A 20,058-nucleotide genomic window follows, 5' to 3' on the forward strand; every position below is an offset into this window, starting at 1 on the left:
ATGAAAGTAGAAAAGGAAAATATTATAAGCTATTTAGGAAATATCGATCTTTACCTATGTTCATCAGGTTTTGAGGAACGTTCAACGTTCTTAAGCTTAAATTTAAATGACGGTTTAATAGGAAAAGCAGTAATTTTCCATATTGAAGAAACTTATAAAATATCTGAGGATAATCTTGAAACAATTAAAAAAAATCTTTCAGATTTAATTACGGTCATTTATCCGAAAAACTCTCCGCTAAATACCTATGACAAGTTTTATCAATTATTTTCTGAACTTTTGATTTCAAAAACAGAGGATAAAATATTCAACGTAGTTATTGATATTACCACATTCACAAGAGAAATTTTACTAATCATTTTAAAGTTACTTTCTTCCGAGATGTTTTTTAGTTCTTTTAACGTAAATTTTGTTTATACTCCGGCAGAAAGCTATTCGAATAATGATGATAATTCAATTTGGTTAACCAAGGGCATTAGAGATATTCGATCAGTGTTAGGGTATTCTGGCTTACATTCTCCTTCAAAAGAACTTTTACTTATACTATTAAGTGGGTTTGAAGAAGAAAGAGCAGATGAAATAATTCAATCCTTTGAACCTAACAAATTAATATTAGGCAAAGCGTCAAGCCAAGATTCTATAAATCAGGATTTAAGTAATATAGCCAATGCAAAATACGAACAATTAACCTCAACTCATTCATTTATACTTATGGATGAATTTGAGTTCTCTTGCACAAATATTAAGGAAACTCAAAAACAGATTGAAGGTTTGTATTTAAAATATGGTGAAAAATACAACATTGTGGTTTCGCCTTTAAACAATAAGATTTCGACTATGGGAGTAGCCGTTGCAGCATTAAAAAACGAAGATATTCAGATCTGTTACGCTTCTGCAAATCAATATAACATAAACGCTTATTCGAAAGGTTCAAATTATTTTTTGACTTACAATTTAGCTGAACTAATAGGTTAATATTTTTTTAAATATTGCCTCAGCTAAAAGTGGCGGAACGGCATTTCCTATTTGCTGCTGTACATGCATTAATGACCCTTCAAAAATAAAGTGATCAGGAAAGCTTTGAAGTCTTGCTGCTTCTCTCACGGATAATCCTCTATCTTGAAATGGATGAATAAGCATATTTTTCCGATAGTTCGAAATAACTACAGACGGAATATTTGCATCAAGTCTTTTATAAATTCCACTATGGCAGTTATCCACATTAGCATAATTTTCCATCATTGAGGACGGGATAGCACGCCAGTTCTGTCCTTGCTTAATATGCTTGTATCTTTCTAATACATAATCTTCGTTCTTTGAAACCAGATTTTGACGTGCAATATTTGATTTGGACCTCATTGATTTTGCGTAGCCACTAACGTCTTTTAAGTCTTTTTTATAAGGCAGTTCGGCAAATTTATCTCCGTTAATAAGATCGGGCAAATCTGAAATTGCCTCCTCTACGCTAACTTTAGTATTGAATTTATCAGGAAATTCAAAATTTTTACCCAACCGATTCCCAACCATTATAAACCTGTTTCTATGCTGAGGCACGCCATAGTCAGAGGCATACAAAACTTTTTCGGTAGTTTCGTAGCCAATTTCTTTAAAACATGCTTTAATAAGCTTTACAGTCTCACCTTTATTGAAGGTCGTGATGCCCTCGACATTTTCAAATAGAAACCACTCAGGCTGAAGCTCTTTAACAAACCTTACAAATTCGTTGAAAAGTTTATTATTATCATTTTCAGATGTTCGTGTTTTAGTATTTGACAATGAAAAACCCTGACACGGAGGGCCACCAAATATTATAAAGGGTATGTCTGTAATATGTGTTTGGGGATTTATATCTGAAATATCTTCGCACAAAATTTTAACGCCAGGATGGTTTGTGCTAAACGTTTTTGCAGCCGATGGATCTTTTTCTATAGCGAGGCCTATCTTTATACCGGCATTTTCAGCGCCTAAACTTAAACCACCGGCACCGCTAAATATATCAATGCCAATTTTTTTTGAGTTTTTCACTATTTAATTCTTTGACGGTCAGGCAATTACGAAAAATATTTTGCTATTCCAAGTAAAACTTACAATTTGTGAAAATAATAAATAAGCATCACTTTTAAAAGTAATTTTTATTTTCTTATCAGGCCTACAGAGCGACACCTTCAAGCCTCGCTCCGTCATAAATCTGGTATAAAATTTTAGACTGCTTTTCTGACGGAAACTCAATTTTTCCGTTTGCCATTTTTGCAAGCATGTCAAGTTGCATTGTGCTTAAATTCTTTATCCCTTTATAATTATTGTAAAACTTAAACAGAGTGTTCCAGTCTTTTGCAAGCACTTTAAGTACAAATACCTGTGCATCAATGCCTTTGTCTACCGCTTTGAGTTCCTTACTTTCTTTGATTTTATAATTCTTTTCGTCTCTCTCAATAAATAATTTAGGATCGAGTTCTGGAAAATCTATATCAATCTCCTGTACGCTGACCCAGCACAGCTGATTTTTTGTCCATTGGGTAATGTTAGCATAACCAGTTGCCGGATGAGTAATTTTCTGATAAACCTGTTCGGAAATCATCTGTAACATAGCTATAAGACTACCGGGAATCTGTTGCAGTTCCCATATCATATCAAAATTAAGGTGAAGGCCGGATTCCTGAGTGAGAGCGGATAGATAAGATATTGTGTAGGCTACAGTTTGAGCCCGAAACCCTCCGTCATACCAAGGTGCAGCAGATATCAACTTTTCAGTTTCTCTGAAAAGTAGCACTCTGCAGATTGCATCTTTAAAATAAGATTCTGTTATTGCAAGATTATCTTTTTCCAGGATCTCAGTAATGTCATCTGCGAATTTCTTAAAACTTTCTTGTGCTCCTTTGGAAACAATATCAGGTTTCCTTCGCCACATTATTTCGGTTTTGGACAGTAAAGTTTTATCGACAACTTGCGATTTTGGATTTTCAGATATAAATCTTGCTTTTTCGGTAGGTTTAAGATAGGCCTGGCTATTTAGATACTCACCTCTCACACGTTCGTAGAACCAGTGCGTCCTTTTCTGTGATCCCCCAATAGCTGGTGCATAAATTCTTGCCGAATAATTCTTCATATCCTTATGGAAAGGACTGTTTGAAAAAAAGTCAGAATTGTTAATTTTATTCTGAGTATTAGCATATTCGGCAACCTTAGAAATAAATTCGTCCTGATTGCCGCTTTTCTTGACAACGGACAGCTTCATCTGAACAGCAACCTGTGAAACATCAAGGTTCGATGTCATTTTTGCAGCATAGATAGCCGAGGTAGTCTGTCCGCCATTTACAATCTGGAAATTTTTTATTTTTTTCAAATTACCGTCTTTGCCCATTTCGACGGATTCGGCGGTAGCCGTAATACCATTGTTGTAGGCAAAGAACATTTCCGGCCGATATTCTATAGTAGTTTTTAAGCCTTTATTTACGCTTCCTTTAAATTGAAGAAAAGTTCGAACATTCTGCTCAAATAGTTTTTGCCCATGATCCTCATAAATACTTACCAGCAGATCGCCGTTAATTACTGTTAAATAGGACTGATAACTATTGGTTTCGTCATTTATTTTAAGGCAAGGAAGATCAACCTCGATATCAGAAACTGCAACCTTATTTTCCGACTGGTATATATTATTAAGGTATTCGATGTCCACTACCCTGAACTCAAACTGAATGTTTTTCTCAGTGACAGAAGGAAGTTCCATTAGATTTCGAGTTGCCCTTCCATCAGTTAAAACCATCAGCCTTACCTTGTGAATCTGATTTTTTTCAACGTATTTGTAAATGTTATAAGCCATTGAATAGGCTTCAGAAGTTTCCTCCATATCCCTATAAAGACCTTCAACACTTCGGGAGAAAAAAGTCTTAAGCCTGTTAAACTTCACCTCAATCTGTGTCTTAGTTAAAGTCTGAATACTGTCATCCTGAAAAAAATGATGATTTAAAATTGTAAGTATCTTCCTTTCCTCGTCGTAATCGTAGCCGTAAGTTTCCAGCCCTTTTTTGATATAGGTTGCCGGAGAGTAATTATTCGTAAGGTCACCAACGCTGACAAGATCTTCACATACAATTTCAAAGAAAGACTGTGCTTTCAGGAGACCCCTACTATCAGCATCACTTAAAATGGACTGTAAAAAATCCTGGTGAAATTCCTCTATTGCTGCCATAATTAATTAGTAATAGGTAAAAACGCTTCAAATGAAGTACATTTAGTCAAATCAATTGTGTATTGGACATTAACAATTCTGCTATCAAGATTCTGCGATGAAATTTTGGGGAAATTATCTGAAACCAGATAGGACGTGACAAGATCTATTGAAAATGTATAAAATGGTGGCTCAGTTATATTCTGAATAAAGCCGTAGGCCGCGAGCCGATTTTCAAAGACTTCCCTTGTTTCATAATCATCAGCGGAAATAATTTCATTTATAAAACCAACCATGTCCGTAACGGATACTCCTCTCTCAGTCTTTGTGAGACCATAAGCAGTTAAATAAAGAGGTTTAATTTCATGATCCAGTTGCTGAATAGAAGAAATTTTCACGGTTCTTCCTTTGCTCGAAATAAAAGATTTTACTTCAATAAAAAGCTCTTTAAGTGAAAAATCCTTTTTATCCTGATCAGGACCAACCCAACCTAATACAGCATCTTTGTACCCATAAACTGGCACCAAAGCATAAAACATACAATGAAGTTCCGTTAATAGACCCATTTGGAGAATTTCAGGCATTGAAGCAGTATTATTTTCACTTAGAAATTTCTGCCATCTTTTTATCCGCTGATTTATTAGCGGGATCATGCTGAACTCATCATTACATTTACTTATAACGTTAACCAAATCTGTACAAACCAAAAGAAATATTTCCCAGTCTCTGTTATCGTTTAAAATAAGATAATATTTGCCCGAGTTATCTTCAGAAAGAGTAACAACGGAAATTCCCTTAACTGTCCTGTTTATTTCAACATCTGTCAACAAAAAATTAAATTTGATCAATAGCCCATATCTGGTACGATTGTCAGTTATCCAGAAAAAGTCGTACTTTGTTTCAGCATTTACTCTTCGGGAAGTATCAGCCATCATTCTAAGCCATGGGTTTTCAGTTGGTTTAGTCATCACTCTCACTTTCGTTTTTAAGGCTCTCGGCTAAGCCGTCAAAATAAACAGAATTGATCCAAAGCTTAATTGGCGGCTGTCCGCTCAAAACACTCCCTGAGAAACTAACACCGAAAGCAGCGATTTCATCAATATAGTCCGAAGAGTCTGATTCTTCTGCCTGAAGTATATGCAACATTAATAGTGGCCGACTCCGTTCTTCACTTGCGCGCTGGGCTTTGCGGTCATTTTTTAAAAGTTTCCTTACAGCTTCATTGTCTATAGTAACTCCTTCAGCACTTCCGGATGACACTTGTCTGTTCTGCACCTCGTAAACTCCATTTTTTAGCTTTATTTTCCTATGTTGCTTTTTTATGATAATATCATTGTGTATGAATTGATCTTCTGACGATCCGCTATACAAGGCGATGTCCCAGTCAGTTTGGCGTTCATCAAGATATTTATGAATAAAGGCAATAGGCATTCTCGATGTTAGCCCTAGCTTGTCGCCGTCAAAAGTCTGAAAACTCTTTATAAATTTCCTGACGACGTCCTTGTCTATATGTTTCCAGACTTTGGTACCTTCAGTGTTAGCAGGTTCAGGAAGGTGATCAAGCAGATTTCTTATCGCCATTAAATTATTCTTAATAATCTCAGGCTCCTTTCTTAAATAGCTCGTTTCTTTTAACATACCATCTAATCGCATATCATACCAGAATTCTTCCATGTGATTCTGTTTATTCCTAGCTGTGATCTGCAATGCACTATCTGGATATTCTCTAATCGCTAACCCAAAATCGTTAGGCGTTTTCTTGTATTCAGACATCAATTTAAAATCCGCTATAAGATCTTCCGTTGACATAATTATTCTGGCAAAATCAGTTATTCGGTCAGATGGCATAAATATCCTGCACAGGTCTTCATATCCTGGGCGATAGCCAAACCATCTGCCCATCTGCATTAAGGTATCATAGTAAATAGTATTTCTTAAAAAGTAGCTTACACTTAAACCTTCAACTGTATATCCCCTGGCCAGACTTGCTCCTCCAATAACTATTGCATTTGTAGCGGACTCTTTTCTGTACTCAAGAGGAACAGAAGTTTTCTGATGTACTTCACGTACCATCAGTGATTCAATTAGAGATGGTAGTATCGCAAGTACTTTTTCCCAGGAAAATTCGACCTCGGAAAGATGGTTTTCGAATGTCCTTTTTATATGGAATATAATTTCACTTTGTTCCAATACATCTGGGAGTTTAGCATATGCGACAATATGCTTTTTAATATCCTTAACATAAACTTCAATAAGTGCAGCAAGTAGCTTGTGAACATCTGTAAACCGGGTAGCATGAATTAACATACTGTTGTGTTTACTCGCTTGCCCCCTGAGGTGTCTTATTCCTATGTTCAGGACAAAAACTCTTATGGCATCGAGGAGGCTATCGGGAAGTTCCGTTATCGTGAAATTCTTTTTATGGCTATATGGGATACTTGTTTCATAATCTTCAATTGGCACGAGGAATTGATCGGAGTTTTCAATGAAAATTTTACGAGCACCGAAATAATTGGACGGAGCATCAAGCGCGTAAATAAAATCCTTGGGGAATAAATCCTGTCCGACATCATAGTGAGTAGCTTTATGATCAATAAAAATATTTGCAAATGGAGTAGCAGTATAGGCTACATAAGCGTATTTATTAAAAAGACTTAAAAGTTTTCTTAACCTTAGATTGATTTTTGTTGGATCATCTTCTTCTTTTGTATTGATTGAAGCGTAATCAGATTCATCATCCACTACCAGCATTGCGTGATTAATTCCTTTTCCTTTATACTGCTGTTCCAGCCAGTCGATAACATTAGCCAGGGTTCTTGTGTTCTTTTTAATAACAAGTAACACCGGAACATTAATACTATCAAAATTAAGACCCTGAGCCAGCCTGTCAGCATCCTGTTTATTAAAATCACTTTCAACAGTTGTGAGGCTATACGGCATTGATTCGTTGCGGGTATTTCCCTTTCCCGCTCCGACCTGAACGCCTTTTGTCTGACCTATAAATGATTCGTTTAAACGCTCTTGAGTCTGATCTCTGAGATTATTTATTCCACCTGCAATCACAACAATAAATTTATAACCAGCATCTGCTGCTTTGCAGATTAGGGCTGAATAATTACCTGTTTTCCCAGACTGGACATGACCTACAACCATACCATAACGAGAAAAAGCGGCACTTGTAGGATTTTCGATGTTGTTCATTACGATATCGGTATCCGTATCTATTGTTTTAACCACCTCTGGAGGAAGTGATTTTGAAAGGTAAGTGCTGTATCTGTCCCAGTAATATGTATCGGTCGCTTGTTTAGAAATCTGAGTCCACCATTTATTGTCCCGCTCCTGTTGGTCATCACCCTGGATCAGAAACCCGTGTTTCATTTCAACATCGAAGTGTATTTCAAATTCCCAGGCCATTCTTTTCCAGTCATCTTCTGAAAGGTTTTCAAAATCAGGTACTGAAAGAATCGCTTTTAAAACTTGTTTATCTACGGAAGAAATAACCATTCTCAAGTTACTAATTTCTTCGCTAATTTTTGTTTTGGACAGCGGACTTGGAGCATCGTTCAGTTTATTAAAAACATACTGCTTAACGTCTTGATATGGATTATTCTGCATTTCTGATAAGGTCTTTTCGGTTTATATAGATTTCTGTTTTCAGTAATTCTTCAATATAAGACTTCGGAAGTCCTGAACTTAAAAGTCTTTCTGTCAATTCTTCGACATCACTATCAGAAAGTGCGGCCTGCTGTTTTAGAAGATGAGGGCTGTTTTGAAGTTTAAATTGAATGGCATCAAGAGGCAGGTACGCCTGTACGCCTTTAAGAAATATATGAAGCTTTTCAATAACTGCAGGGGCAAGCTCATTTTCAAGATCCTTTAAAAGTGGATGCTCCGAATTAATTGCAAAACGAAAATCATCGTTTAAGGGCATTATTTCCCAGAACTGGATTACAGTTTTATCTTCGATTTTCCGACCTCTGCCTGTAAAAGGCTTTGATCCAATTTCAGTAACTCTACCTATAATTCTTCTAAGGTCATTCTTTATAGCTTCGGCTGGTCTGGCTATTGACTTTTTAATATCAATACCCCACAGGGAATCCATATCATTTGGGATATCTATTTTGATACGGACAAGTTTATGGGCGTCAACCATCTTATGCAACCCCCACCATGTTCCATAAATCAGAATTCTGTTTCCCCTGTAAAGGTAAAACCCCTGTGATTTTATGTACCCTTCTTCCGTTGCATAAAAGTCATATTCCTTCTGTGAAAGCTTAGAATGATGAGGTAGTATAAAAGGCTGGACATTCACATCAGACGAGAATATCTTAATCTTTTCCAGCTGTAGTTGCTGGGTTGCTGCATGGTTAATGTTAAAAGGATTAAATGGGGGTATAGCGTTGTTATTAATTTTCATTTTAACCATCTTCTGGTCTGAACCTTCAAGAAATCGGTGAAAAACAAGCGCAAGATGTTTTCTTACTTGATCAATAATATTGGTAAGATTGTTTTTGTCACATCGGTCAATAAGTTGCCAGCAAACCAAGGTTCCAGATTTTAACGCGTTTAATTCACTAAACAAAGGGAGATGATCGTATTGATCCGGCGTTATTAGCAACCATTCGTTTTTCTGAGAAATATAGTCGAGGTCCCACTGCCTACAGGAAAAAGTATCGTCTTTTTTGGATATTACTGTGAGTTTCCTACACTGTGAAAAAGAGGCTGTCTTTAAACCAAGTCCAAACCTACCTAAATCATTTTTATTTCTAATTTCATTTGGGCTTCTTGATGCTAATCGCATTGCTTCTACAAGTTGATCTTCGGACATTCCGAATCCATTATCCAATATAGAAAATATGAGTTCAGGCTGATGAACCATTATAATTTGTAGATCACTACAACCAGCGGTCAGGCTATTGTCTATTAAATCTGCAACAGCAACTTCAAATGAATATCCGATATCTCTTATTGATTCAATGAAATTTCCAACATTAGGATTAACCAACTCAGTTTTTAACATGGTATAAGGCATCAGGTAAGATAGGTCTGAATTTATAAAAGTACCATATTTTATAGTTATACGAATTTAATTATATGTTCTTGGATTAATTAAATTCGGCCGTACAATTCAAGCCCTGCGAAAAAGCAAAAACCTTTCGTTAAGAAGATTAGCAGCCAAATGCGACATTGAGCATAGCGATATTGTGCGCTATGAAAGGGGCGAAATTAATATGACCTTTCATACATTGATGGAACTTTCAACTGGTTTAGAAATACCATTAAAGGAATTAATGGATTTTTAATCGAAATCACGGTTTTAATAACGGCATGATTTAATAAATATTGAAATTAAACCACTAAGTTTAATTTTCAAAAAAAGCTAAACCATGCCTCATCAAATCGTCAGCGGAATCACCGAACACTTTTATCATACGTTACCTGATGATCTTGATATGATCACCACTAATCCGCTGAAGGAGAACATCTATAAAATGCTCAGTCAGATCCCTTACAAGAAATTTCCGGAATTTGTCCTGGATGTTTTAATCAAGGTGGAACATCACACACCTTTTGATATTACTGATGGGCCGGGTGATGAAAAACAAGATATTCTGACCATTAACCCTAAAGGGCAAAGATGCTTAACCCAATGTAAACATACTATCAATATCAGTTCACATTACAGCGGGGACGAATTGGATTTAATGGTTGCGGCTTGCTTACGCAAAGATTGTAAAGAGGCAATATTTGTAACCAACGGTGATTTAACTCCTCAAGGCAAAAAATATGTTACTGACAAGGAGTATGAAAGAGGATGGCCGGATAAAGAAAACATGATAGCTATTGATTATTGGAACGATCTTCGACTATGGGAAAAGATTAAAAACAATAGCGATATATTAAATAAGTGGTTTAGCGGCCTCGGACAAACACATCTCCTGCGCTCATTTCAGTTTTATATAAGCATCAGGTTACTTCCTGTTGAACACGCTGAAAGCGATCATGAATATTTGCCGGAGATATTGGAAGATTTAGTAAACAAAACCACTATCACTAAAGATAGCGATCAGAATCTTTATAACGGTTCATTTAAAGATTTTTCAATAGTAATAAAAACTGGTGTGCAAATTGACTCCCAATTGGGGGTGCACTATATAAACCCTAAAGACGATATTGGTTTGCTTCACCAGGCGGTTCGTGTCCTATCTGTAAAGGTTACGATGGGTGATGCTATAGACAAGTATTCTCCGGCGTTAATTAAGGATCAAATCATCCAGTTATTATTTAAAAATAATTTACCGGGAATCGAAAATGAAAAATGGTGGCATTTAATTGGTAGCCATTCAACCGCGTTTATCTTCCTGCATGATATTGGTGAACCCCGGCAGATCACTTTTGATTCCGGCACGACTTATGTAAAAAATCAGAAATTAGAGCTCATTAACGAGTTGGATTACTGCCGGCTTGATCCAAATGAGTTTTCATTAGCAGGTACAGATGAAGATGACGATACCATTTGGATACATAAAGAATCGGACGTACAGGTTATTCAATTGTTCGACGAAAAGTTAAACCCGGCAGATGTTTATAACAACCAGGTCATTCAAATTGGAAATTTAAAAACCTATAAAGACTACAACTTTAAAGCGGTTGTAGGTGTAGATAATAAGTTATTAATGCGGGTTCGCAGGATCTTACCAACTGAATGGGTAGCTGTTCAACAAGACCAGGATACATTGATTTGGGGCATCCCGCCGGACACCGAACCTGATAAAATCACCAAAATTGAAATAAAGCTAAAATCTTTAGGTTTAGAGATACTATTGATTACAAGCGAAGACAGAGATAAGTTATTAGCAGAAGTACAAAATGATCTCCCACCAACCACTACCATGTATCGTTCCGATCTGAATAAGGTAGGATTTCCAATTGATTTACCTGGCCGTGTTTTCTGGCTTCAGAAGGAGTTAAAACTTGAAAAGAATACCGGGTACGAATTGGCGATAGAATTATTGAAATTTAAGTACCTTTTTGATAATCTTAATGGATTTGACAATTTGAGAGGGCAAACGACAATGAATAGCCATACAAACGAATTGCCCTCACTGCTATTTGACATTTTTACTTTTCGCGGGAAAAAGATGATGGATATTGGAATATTAAATAACCCAATTACTATATGTATCCGCTACAGGGAAGAAAAAACAGAACCGAGTAATGTCCTGGCATTAGAATATCTCAAGGAGTTCTTAGTCACCTTTAACGAAATAGAATATCTGGTGAACAATTTTGCCAAAAAAAATTTATAGCAATCCCCCGTACTTTAAAAGCACCGTCTGTTTAATCCCAAACCTAAGCTATAAACAGGCGGTGAAAGGGTACCGGCAGAGCCGGTGCCGCCGGCATTTTTAGGTGCGCCCTATACAACGGTTGTCTAAGCACTACTTAACCCACCTTCAACGGCTGTGTCCTGAACTCTTTAAGGTTCAGAAAGAAGCCCCGGTTGAATATCATACCCTCACGGAACAATGACCATAACAGCGATGCGCCGAGGTTGGCTAAAGTAGAATTGATAAATAAGTCCTGTTTGGTAAGTGCTTCCGCTACGGAACAACTTGGGGTATCATCATCCAATTCCGATGTTTCCAGTAAGCCTTTAAATTCATCCGTTACCATCGGTAGCTTGGTAACGGTTCGGTACTGTTCAGATTCCGGTTGCTTAACCGCTTCAATCGTGGATAGGATCACCTGCCCGGTATCTTTACTGTTCCCGCAGTCCATCCAGTAAAGCGGTTTATTACGCTCATAGCGGGAGTCAACGGAAATCCCTTTTAATATTTCCGCTATATTCATACGGGCGGCTACTTTATCCACACAAGAGATATACAGGTTAGCCTTACCATTATTAGGAAAGGTATTCAACGCCGTTTGATGAAACAATTCCGTTACCGCTTTCCAGTTCGTACCAAAAAAGCGGTTGATACGGTTAATGAGCGCAACGGATTTAAACATACCGAGCTCACTATCCGCAAATAGCTGCCTGCCTTGATTCGCTTCGCTTACCCGGTCATTATCATAGAGATAAACCTGTAAGCCAGGATGTCCTAAAGCGGTGAGGGCATGGTTCATTTTGGCTAAAGCCATCACCATGTTACTCCCTGTACCACCTGCACCAATAAGGTTAATGGTAATGGGGTTGGTTGGGTTGATAAGGTAGTTATCAGTGATATGAATGGCGGTTTGTGTGTTCATCTGATGAGGCGTTTAAGTGTTTTTTGATGAGGTATTAAGGATTTCAGGGGGAATTGCTTTTTAGTACCGATAAGGCTTTGCCATAGCTGCACCATGTTCCCTTTTATTGGGTTATGGTTTTGCATCATGTGGCTGAAATAGCTGTTAAAAAAGGCTTGTTCCCATTGCGCTATAAAATCTTCTAAACCACAATTCTTGCTGATGGAAATGGCGACATTGCCCATGCACACCCTGCCGTCATGGTAGGTATTAAAGAAAGGGGCATGATAGAGTTCGGTATCTAAATTAATATCCTTATCATCCGTCAGCGCATAAATAGCAAGCCCTTCCTTTGTCGCTTTCCATATTAAGGCAGGTAGGTTGGCATACCCATTAGCAACACCTAATTCCGCTTTAAAAAGCAGCTTCCTATTTTGTTTGGGCGTATGCCAGATTGCGTACCCGTTTCTTTCGGTATGGAGATACAGCAGGTTATTCGGCAATAAACCTACAGGTTTTAAAAAGGCGGTATGCTTACTTTCATTCGTATGCAAGGCTTTCGCCAAAGCAGCCCCTTCGGTTACCGAAAGCGGATGAGCGTTGATGGGTTGACCTTGCGGGTCTATATCATAGCTTTCAATATACACTTTCTTCTCACCACTATCCTGTTGATAAATGAGTAAGGCTTTTTGGGGATGGTAAAGCGAACCAAAGGCTTTGGTCAGGTTCTTCATGGTAGATCATCTAAAAGGATACATAAATTATCAATGAGGCCAAAAAGACGGCGTTCAAAATCAAGGGTGTCCGTGTTGCCAGCCAGTTGCCCGTCATAAACCTTTACCAATACAGGCTCCTGGGTGCTGCTCTTTTCGTTGAATTCGCTATTGACCATTTCGGCAAGGCTATCGTATAAACTGCCCTCATTTTCAGCAATGAAGTGGACTATTTCGGATAGCAATATGGGACTATTCTCTTCTTCCTCATTATATTCATCCTCTTCTTCCTCTCGTTCGTCCTTTTCGGGAAAACCATCATTAACGTGACGGAATAAATTGCCATTCGGAAAGGAAGCCCAAAGGTCTAAAGTGCTTTTTGCCAGTTTTAGGCTTTCCTCTGCAAAAGGGCTATGCGCATGGAATTGTTGCACCCTTTCCGCAAAATGGTCGAGGTGGTATTTGTTGAACAGTTTACGTTGCATGATGTCGCCATAATGGTTTGCGGAACGCAGGGCTGACCGTTCTGAATTAACATCCCGTTCATCCATTTGGTCTACGTCATTCTCAATCCAGTCCTCCAGTATTTCGTAGTGGTAAAACAGAAAACTGTCCTCATCCCGGTAATAAGGTATACCCGTAATATGATAGAGGTAAGCGCAAACGGATAGCAATAATTCTGCGCTCCGCTTATCTGTACCACTTTTCAACAAGCGGTACAGAGGCAGTATGGGGATATAGTAAAGTGTATGCCCTGTTGACACATATTCTTTGGTCGCCATTTTCACATTGTCGTTATCATCGCAAATGATGTATAGTTCTGTTTGGCTTTTACCTTTACAAACCTGTTGCTCCGCATTCCAGTAAGCCAGTAAGATATTGTAGGGATAGGGCTTATCGCTGACATCCATTACTTTTATATCGTATTGTTTTTCAAGGATGGAAAGGGAGTTAAACACCCCCGTTTCCAAATCCTTGATCACAGGCAGTTCGGCAGCGGGTTCATATAGCGGTAAAAAGCAATGGTTTAAAAAACCATTGGCAGTAAACCCGCAGGGGCTGAACGGGGTTTGTTCCGGCTGACTTCTCTCGCATCGGGTAAGCGGTCTAAGTCTTTGCTGAATGCCTGTAGTTGCTGATAGAGTTTGCATTGTTTTGAAGTTTTAGGCGGTTGTACCCTGCCGTTGCTGTTTATCATTTTCATCTGTTTATCCTTTCGTACCGATGGTGGAAACGAAGCAGTATTGTATCTCATCCTTTTTGATTTCAGGGCCGTTTATTTTGGCGGTGGTGAGAATGGGATAAGTTCCCGAGTAAAAGTTCAGCACCGCTTCGGGGCTAAAGTTTTTGTTGGGGTCGGTTAAACGGACTTCCTGCCCGTTCTCTTTGTGTAAAAACACCCGTGGTAATATGCTGGTTAATAACATGGTGATATGGTTTATTCTGCGTTAAAATTGATAAGGGCTTTTTCGTAAAGTGCTATTTGCGTTTTCAGGTAGTCGGTCTTTTTCTTCAGCTCGCCTTCCTTATGCGGGTAATCGGTTACGGATGGAAGGATGTTCAAGGCATCGCTGAACTTTAGTTTTTTAATCAGTTCCGCCACTTCCTGCATGGCATCATCGTAAGCTTTTCTTTTTTCCTCTTTTAGCACTTTGGCATCGGGAACGATGATGTCGCCGTTATCCTTACTGGCAGCAGCAGCTTGTTTTTTTGCCCGTTCCCTGTTGTCTTGTTCCTGTTTGGATGCCAGTTTAGCAGCCTCTAATCCTTTGAGGTAGCTTTCCATGTTGGAATACAAACCTGCGGTTTGCTGTACGGGGACGGTTATTGTTTCAAAAAAGCCATCGTTCAGTTCGGGGGCAGTTCCTTTGAGCAACATAGGCGGGATAGCTTTAGCAGCGTTATCCCCACATTGCAGTGACGTAAACAAAGCAGATACAGTAAATTCAAGGTTGTCTTCTGTTTGGATGGTGATTTTCCAGTTGCCGGGGATGTTCAGCCCGGCTATGATTTCAAAAAAGTTAGTGGTCATGTTATTGATTTTAATGATTTGTAATTATTTAAATGCCTGTTCTCAGGGTTTAATCAGGTAGAGGTAGTCGTTGTAGCGTTGCGTTATATCCTCGCCCCGTTCAAACTTGTCCTTACCGAAGTCATACTTTTCTTCATAGAAGGAAACCCGCTTTTTCAGCAAGTTGATCTCATATCGGTAGGTGGCGTTTACCCGCTGTTCGTCCATTGTACAATGTTCCGTTAACAGCTTTAATTCGGCTGTGCCATCGTCTAATGCCAATAGGGGGAGTATTAAATCTTCCACGATATAACCCTGTTCAGGTGCGCTGCTGCTGTCGGCAACACATTTGATTTTCCTGCCGTTGCTTAGGGTGATGTGTATGTTAGAACGTGTCATGTTATTTGATTTTAAAGTAATGGGATATTATTATTAGTCGTTTTTCAAATTCTGCAATGCCTGAACTGCCTTCTTCCTTTCCAAAAGGATTTCCAGTATCTCCTCATTGCTTTCGTAAGTGCTGCCTTCAAAAGAATAGGTGTCCGTATCTTCATTAAACCCGCACAGTTCGTAGTCTTCAGCTTCTAAGAAAACATCCGTAAATACACCATCTTTGTAAGATGCTTCGCCATAGACCATATTTCCCGGTTCGGCGTATCGGTGAATAAAGCCTATGCTGAAATGTTCGGCTATGCGCTTCATTACTCCGAATTTGGGTGACCATTTCGTTTCGTAATACAGGATGCCCTCTTCCCATCGGGTGTCAAAAAGGTATCCTGTCTCTTTTTCGTTTACAAAGGCGGGTAACTGCCCTTTGCCTTCTTTTTTTTCTTTTGCAGCCATCGCTGTAAAAAGCACTTCCAAATACTCAAATTGGCTGTGTTCGCCAATAAATTCTACCGTGTTACTGCACCAGTTTGCCATGTCCTTTTTGTTGAGTGAATAAATCTGTTTCGCCTCTTTCTTCGCCTTGCCTGTCCTGATTAATATTTTTAAAAGAAAAAGGGAAAAAAGAAAGCCGCACATGGTGACCGCAGCAAGACAAAAGGAAACGGAATAAGTGCCGGAGGCTGAATAGGTGAGGAACGAGCTTATTCATTATGCCGTAAGCTTTTGGCATCCTCCAAAAAAGAAAACGGTCAACAATTTAGCTGCGCTTTTTACCCGTTCGCGTAAAAATTAAATCAACAAATGCCCCGCATCACCTCCCTGGTTTATCAAGGCAAATAAATCCATGTCAAAATAAAACCGGAGCAATTTATTCCAGGGGAAGTAAGTGCCTGCCTGCCGGATGAGCGCGAGGAATAAGCCTGGTTAAGCGGAGCGTACGGTCTTATTCGGGAAAGCGGGCGGGGCATCCGGCAGGCAGGCTCTTGCTGCGGGACCGGGAATCTGGCGAAGAAATGCAGCATAGCGAATGAATGAGCCTGATTGGAGGGCATGGGTGAATGCAGCAGGGATGGCAGCGGCATCCTTCGATAGAAGATACAGCGGATCAGCCCGGCCCCTTAAATACTCAAAACAAGACATAGGGGGCTGCCTCATACAGGCTAAGTTAACGGACGGATTAAAGGGGAACCAATAGATAATCATTTACACTAAAACAGCTATATAAATAAAAAATTTAAGCGTTAATTGCTTTCCTTAGTTTGCCGCCTCCATTATTTAATTTGTAACGTATCTTTGCTTTGAATGACCAAGTCGATTTTAGTTAACGATTTCCTGCTTCTTCATAACATCGTCCCTTTGGTTGATGTACGCACACCGGCTGAATTTGAACACGGGCATGTGCCGGGCGCATTCAACCTTCCGCTGTTCAGTAATGAAGAAAGGGTCAGCGTAGGTACGACCTACAAGCAAGTCGGCCGTGAAGAAGCTATCCTTTTAGGCTTTGATCTCACGGGTTCTAAATGGTCGGGCTTTATTAAAGAGGCTTTGATTATTGCACCGGACAAAAAGATAGGAGTGCATTGCTGGCGCGGCGGTATGCGCAGCGGGGCAATGGCCTGGGCGCTTGATCTCTACGGTTTCGATGTCTATCTGATACAAGGTGGCTACAAAAAATATCGCGGCTGGGTGCATCAGCAATTTGAGAAAACCTATCAGCTTCAAATTCTGGGTGGGATGACCGGTTCAGGTAAAACAAAGCTATTGCAACAGCTCAAAGCAATGGGCGAACAAGTGATAGACCTGGAAGATCTGGCACAGCATCAGGGTTCATCCTATGGCAGCATGAATAAAATGGTGCAGCCAACACAGGAACAATTTGAAAACAACCTGGCCGATAAGCTAAAAGGATTGGATAATCATCAAAGAATTTGGGTAGAAGATGAAAGCCTGACCATAGGCAAACGTTCTATACCCAATTCATTCTGGCACCAAATGCGGGGTGCTCCGATGATTGATATAAAGGTTAATTTGCAGCTGCGTGTTAACAGTTTGGCTGCTGAATACGGGTCTTTAGATAAAAACTTCCTGATGGAATCTACCGAACGTATCCGAAAACGGCTTGGCCCCGAACAAACCAAATACGCTATTGAAGCCATTATGGAAGGCCGCATGAGAGATTTTGTGAAGATAGTGCTGGTTTATTATGATAAAACCTATCGTACCGGTTTAAATAAGCGAAACCCGGAGAAGGTCTTTTCATTAGAATTAAACGATTCCGCTATCGCTAACCAGGCCTATCACCTATTAAATTTTACAGTCAATACGCATATTACTAATGGATAATCAAACCATAAAACTTACTCAATATTCACACGGTGCAGGTTGCGGCTGTAAGATCAGCCCCGCAATTCTCGACAAGATACTGCACAGCCCTATCGCTGCAATTCCGGATACGAGGTTGTTGGTTGGTAATGATAAAAGAGACGACGCAGCGGTTTTAGATCTGGGTAACGGTACGGCCTTAATCTCTACGACAGACTTTTTTATGCCGATAGTGGATGATGCCTATGACTTCGGGCGTATCGCTTCTGCTAACGCGATCAGCGATGTTTATGCTATGGGCGGTAAACCGGTATTAGCCATTGCTATTTTGGGCTGGCCGATTGATAAACTGCTGCCGGAAGTCGCTCAAAAAGTATTGGAGGGCTCCCGCGCTATTTGCGCCGAAGCAGGTATAACATTAGCAGGGGGCCATAGTATTGATTGCCCCGAGCCGGTATTTGGTTTAGCGGTTAATGGTATAGTGAATATTTCACAGCTTAAACAGAATTCAACAGCCACTGCGGGTTGCCGGTTATACCTCACAAAAGCTTTGGGTGTAGGCATCTTATCAACTGCTCAAAAGCGGGGTGTGCTGTTACCGGAAGATGCAGCGATTGCATTAAGTAGCATGACCACTTTAAACAAGTTGGGCGAAGTATTTGGCCGAATGGATCATGTAAAAGCCATGACTGACGTTACCGGCTTTGGTTTATTAGGCCATCTTTCAGAAATGTGCGAGGGCAGTGGTTTAGCGGCGATCATTGAGTTTGATAAAGTCCCGGTGATCCCATCGTTAGCGGGCTACTTAGAACAAAAATGCTTTCCGGGCGGTACTGAGCGTAACTGGAAAAGCTATGGAAGCAAAATTGGGCAGTTGACCGAAGAACAGAAATATATCCTGGCTGATCCGCAAACAAGCGGCGGCCTGCTGGTAGCCGTTGCGGAGGAGGGTGCTGCGGCGTTTGAGGCGGAACTAAAAAGCATAGGGCATAATTTGGCCCCTATCGGTTGGTTCGAGCCTCTAAACAACCGGCCATTAATAACGGTGGTCTAATTTATTAATTGACACTTTGCTTTTTAAAGCTGCAGAACAGGAAGTTTTGTTTGGTTTGAAAAGGCGTGATATGATCTTCATTAATACATCTGATTTTTTCAAAGTCTTTTTGTAGCCGTGATCTTAACTGATCTTCTGTATATTGTTTTATGGGCAGGCCACTGCATTTTTCCGGCCCGTTTTCTGAAAATGTACCTACAACCATATAGCTACTGATTGAATTGCCTGCTATTTTCAGGTAAGCTGCTACCTGGCTTTCCCGGGTCAGGAAATGGAAAGTGGCACGGTCGTGCCACAGGTCAAAATGTTCGTCTGTTTTGAATTCGGTAATATCAGAAACTACCCACTTAACCAATTTGCTTTGTTCGCCAAGCCTGGCTTTTGCTTTGTTGATCGCGGCTTCGGAGATATCCAAAACAGTAATATTCTGAAAGCCCTCCTGTAAAAGGAAATCTACCAGTTTACTATCGCCCCCACCAATATCAATGATACTTGAACTTTTAGATAGCTTAAACCCGTGAATAAAATCCAAAGATGTTTGGGGCACCGCCTGTGTCCAGCTTACCTCTTCAGAAGTTTTATTGGAATAAACATTATCCCAGTGTGCTTTTTGATTATCTTTCATAAATAAAATCCGATCTCGGTAATAAAGGTCATCATAATTTCACCTAAATGAAAAATAAAATACGCCTAACAACTTTTTGCCTTATCATAGTCGGACTATGGGTGTCAACAGCTAAAGCGCAGACATCCCCGGGAGCTTTACCTACCGTTCTGAATAATTATCCCTGGACAGACAGTGAACTAATAGAGCCTGCTGCACTTGCTGCCAGTATCAAAGCAAACACGGTTACCCTTCCGCTAATAATAAATATAGGTGCGGTTGAAGACATTAAAGGAGCTAAACATATTGGTGCGGCTGGTAAATCAGAAAACCTGAAAGCGTTAAAAAGTATGGTGGCTACGCTGCCTAAAAATACAGGGATCGTTATTTATTGCGGTTGCTGCCCTTTTTCTAAATGCCCTAATATCAGGCCGGCTTTCCTGGAGTTAAAGAAAATGGGGTTTACCAGTGTTAAGTTGTTAAACCTTCCCGTTAACCTGCAAACCAATTGGATCGGTAAAGGTTATCCGTTAGCAGGAAGCTGATATAAATCCGGCTGCCTTT

19 protein-coding genes are annotated in these 20,058 nt (G+C 39.6%); 6 read left to right on the top strand and 13 right to left on the bottom strand.

Annotation, left to right across the window (positions count from 1 at the left end):
• Positions 1-975 (top strand): hypothetical protein, encoded by a 975-nt coding sequence (locus ABIB50_RS06855; protein ID WP_429378360.1) that lies wholly within the window; start codon positions 1-3, stop codon positions 973-975.
• Here the strand turns inward: ABIB50_RS06855 and ABIB50_RS06860 are convergent.
• The 5 genes from ABIB50_RS06860 to ABIB50_RS06880 all read right to left on the bottom strand — a co-directional run bounded on the left by ABIB50_RS06860 (position 964) and on the right by ABIB50_RS06880 (position 9,188).
• Positions 964-2,025, bottom strand: a complete 1,062-nt coding sequence (locus ABIB50_RS06860) for a DNA cytosine methyltransferase (RefSeq protein ID WP_429378361.1) — start codon at positions 2,023-2,025, stop codon at positions 964-966. The genes ABIB50_RS06855 and ABIB50_RS06860 overlap by 12 nt on opposite strands.
• Positions 2,026-2,149: 124 nt before the next feature.
• Positions 2,150-4,189: an AIPR family protein gene (locus tag ABIB50_RS06865; protein WP_429378363.1), complete on the bottom strand. Its 2,040-nt coding sequence runs from the start codon at positions 4,187-4,189 to the stop codon at positions 2,150-2,152.
• Positions 4,190-4,191: 2 nt separating this feature from the next.
• A complete protein-coding gene (locus tag ABIB50_RS06870) occupies positions 4,192-5,136 on the bottom strand; it encodes a PD-(D/E)XK motif protein (protein WP_429378365.1) in 945 nt (314 codons plus the stop codon).
• The gene (locus tag ABIB50_RS06875; RefSeq protein ID WP_429378367.1) at positions 5,129-7,783 is read right to left on the bottom strand and encodes a Z1 domain-containing protein; all 2,655 of its coding nucleotides are present in this window, start codon (positions 7,781-7,783) and stop codon (positions 5,129-5,131) included. Before ABIB50_RS06875 ends, ABIB50_RS06870 begins: the two co-directional genes overlap by 8 nt.
• Complete coding sequence (locus ABIB50_RS06880; RefSeq protein WP_429378368.1) at positions 7,773-9,188, bottom strand: ATP-binding protein; 1,416 nt, start codon at positions 9,186-9,188, stop codon at positions 7,773-7,775. Before ABIB50_RS06880 ends, ABIB50_RS06875 begins: the two co-directional genes overlap by 11 nt.
• Positions 9,189-9,294: 106 nt before the next feature.
• Here ABIB50_RS06880 and ABIB50_RS06885 point away from each other — a divergent pair, with 106 nt between their 5' ends.
• Both ABIB50_RS06885 and ABIB50_RS06890 read left to right on the top strand, forming a co-directional pair.
• Positions 9,295-9,471, top strand: a complete 177-nt coding sequence (locus tag ABIB50_RS06885; RefSeq protein ID WP_429378472.1) for a helix-turn-helix domain-containing protein — start codon at positions 9,295-9,297, stop codon at positions 9,469-9,471.
• An 84-nt stretch (positions 9,472-9,555) separates the two neighbouring features.
• Entirely contained in the window at positions 9,556-11,478 is a 1,923-nt protein-coding gene (locus tag ABIB50_RS06890) for a restriction endonuclease (RefSeq protein WP_429378370.1), read from the top strand.
• A 136-nt stretch (positions 11,479-11,614) separates the two neighbouring features.
• On the opposite strand, the gene ABIB50_RS06895 is transcribed toward ABIB50_RS06890, so the two are convergent.
• The 7 genes from ABIB50_RS06895 to ABIB50_RS06925 are packed head-to-tail and all read right to left on the bottom strand — an operon-like array spanning position 11,615 to position 16,048.
• On the bottom strand, positions 11,615-12,421 hold the full coding sequence (locus tag ABIB50_RS06895; RefSeq protein ID WP_429378372.1) for a PRTRC system ThiF family protein: 807 nt from the start codon (positions 12,419-12,421) through the stop codon (positions 11,615-11,617).
• Positions 12,418-13,134 (bottom strand): PRTRC system protein B, encoded by a 717-nt coding sequence (locus tag ABIB50_RS06900; RefSeq protein ID WP_429378374.1) that lies wholly within the window; start codon positions 13,132-13,134, stop codon positions 12,418-12,420. The genes ABIB50_RS06895 and ABIB50_RS06900 overlap by 4 nt, the downstream gene beginning before the upstream one ends.
• The gene (locus ABIB50_RS06905; RefSeq protein ID WP_429378376.1) at positions 13,131-14,264 is read right to left on the bottom strand and encodes a hypothetical protein; all 1,134 of its coding nucleotides are present in this window, start codon (positions 14,262-14,264) and stop codon (positions 13,131-13,133) included. Before ABIB50_RS06905 ends, ABIB50_RS06900 begins: the two co-directional genes overlap by 4 nt.
• A 57-nt stretch (positions 14,265-14,321) precedes the next feature.
• Positions 14,322-14,540 (bottom strand): PRTRC system protein C, encoded by a 219-nt coding sequence (locus ABIB50_RS06910; protein ID WP_429378378.1) that lies wholly within the window; start codon positions 14,538-14,540, stop codon positions 14,322-14,324.
• A gap of 11 nt (positions 14,541-14,551) precedes the next feature.
• Positions 14,552-15,145, bottom strand: coding sequence for a hypothetical protein (locus tag ABIB50_RS06915; protein WP_429378380.1), 594 nt, complete (start codon positions 15,143-15,145; stop codon positions 14,552-14,554).
• Between the two features lie 42 nt (positions 15,146-15,187).
• Positions 15,188-15,523: a hypothetical protein gene (locus ABIB50_RS06920; protein ID WP_429378382.1), complete on the bottom strand. Its 336-nt coding sequence runs from the start codon at positions 15,521-15,523 to the stop codon at positions 15,188-15,190.
• Positions 15,524-15,556: 33 nt separating this feature from the next.
• On the bottom strand, positions 15,557-16,048 hold the full coding sequence (locus tag ABIB50_RS06925; protein ID WP_429378384.1) for a hypothetical protein: 492 nt from the start codon (positions 16,046-16,048) through the stop codon (positions 15,557-15,559).
• Between the two features lie 768 nt (positions 16,049-16,816).
• On the opposite strand from ABIB50_RS06925, the gene mnmH reads away from it, so the two are divergent.
• Both mnmH and selD read left to right on the top strand, forming a co-directional pair.
• On the top strand, positions 16,817-17,857 hold the full coding sequence (gene mnmH, locus ABIB50_RS06930) for a tRNA 2-selenouridine(34) synthase MnmH (protein ID WP_429378385.1): 1,041 nt from the start codon (positions 16,817-16,819) through the stop codon (positions 17,855-17,857).
• Positions 17,850-18,890 carry a selenide, water dikinase SelD gene (gene selD / locus ABIB50_RS06935; protein WP_429378386.1) on the top strand — a complete coding sequence of 347 codons (1,041 nt, stop codon included), beginning with the start codon at positions 17,850-17,852 and terminating at the stop codon, positions 18,888-18,890. The genes mnmH and selD overlap by 8 nt, the downstream gene beginning before the upstream one ends.
• 4 nt (positions 18,891-18,894) lie before the next feature.
• On the opposite strand, the gene ABIB50_RS06940 is transcribed toward selD, so the two are convergent.
• Complete coding sequence (locus ABIB50_RS06940) at positions 18,895-19,515, bottom strand: class I SAM-dependent methyltransferase (RefSeq protein ID WP_429378387.1); 621 nt, start codon at positions 19,513-19,515, stop codon at positions 18,895-18,897.
• A gap of 47 nt (positions 19,516-19,562) precedes the next feature.
• Here ABIB50_RS06940 and ABIB50_RS06945 point away from each other — a divergent pair, with 47 nt between their 5' ends.
• Positions 19,563-20,039, top strand: coding sequence for a rhodanese-like domain-containing protein (locus ABIB50_RS06945; protein WP_429378389.1), 477 nt, complete (start codon positions 19,563-19,565; stop codon positions 20,037-20,039).
• Positions 20,040-20,058 lie beyond the last annotated feature (19 nt).

It is taken from the genome of Mucilaginibacter sp. UYCu711 (genome assembly GCF_050433825.1).
GTDB lineage: Bacteria > Bacteroidota > Bacteroidia > Sphingobacteriales > Sphingobacteriaceae > Mucilaginibacter.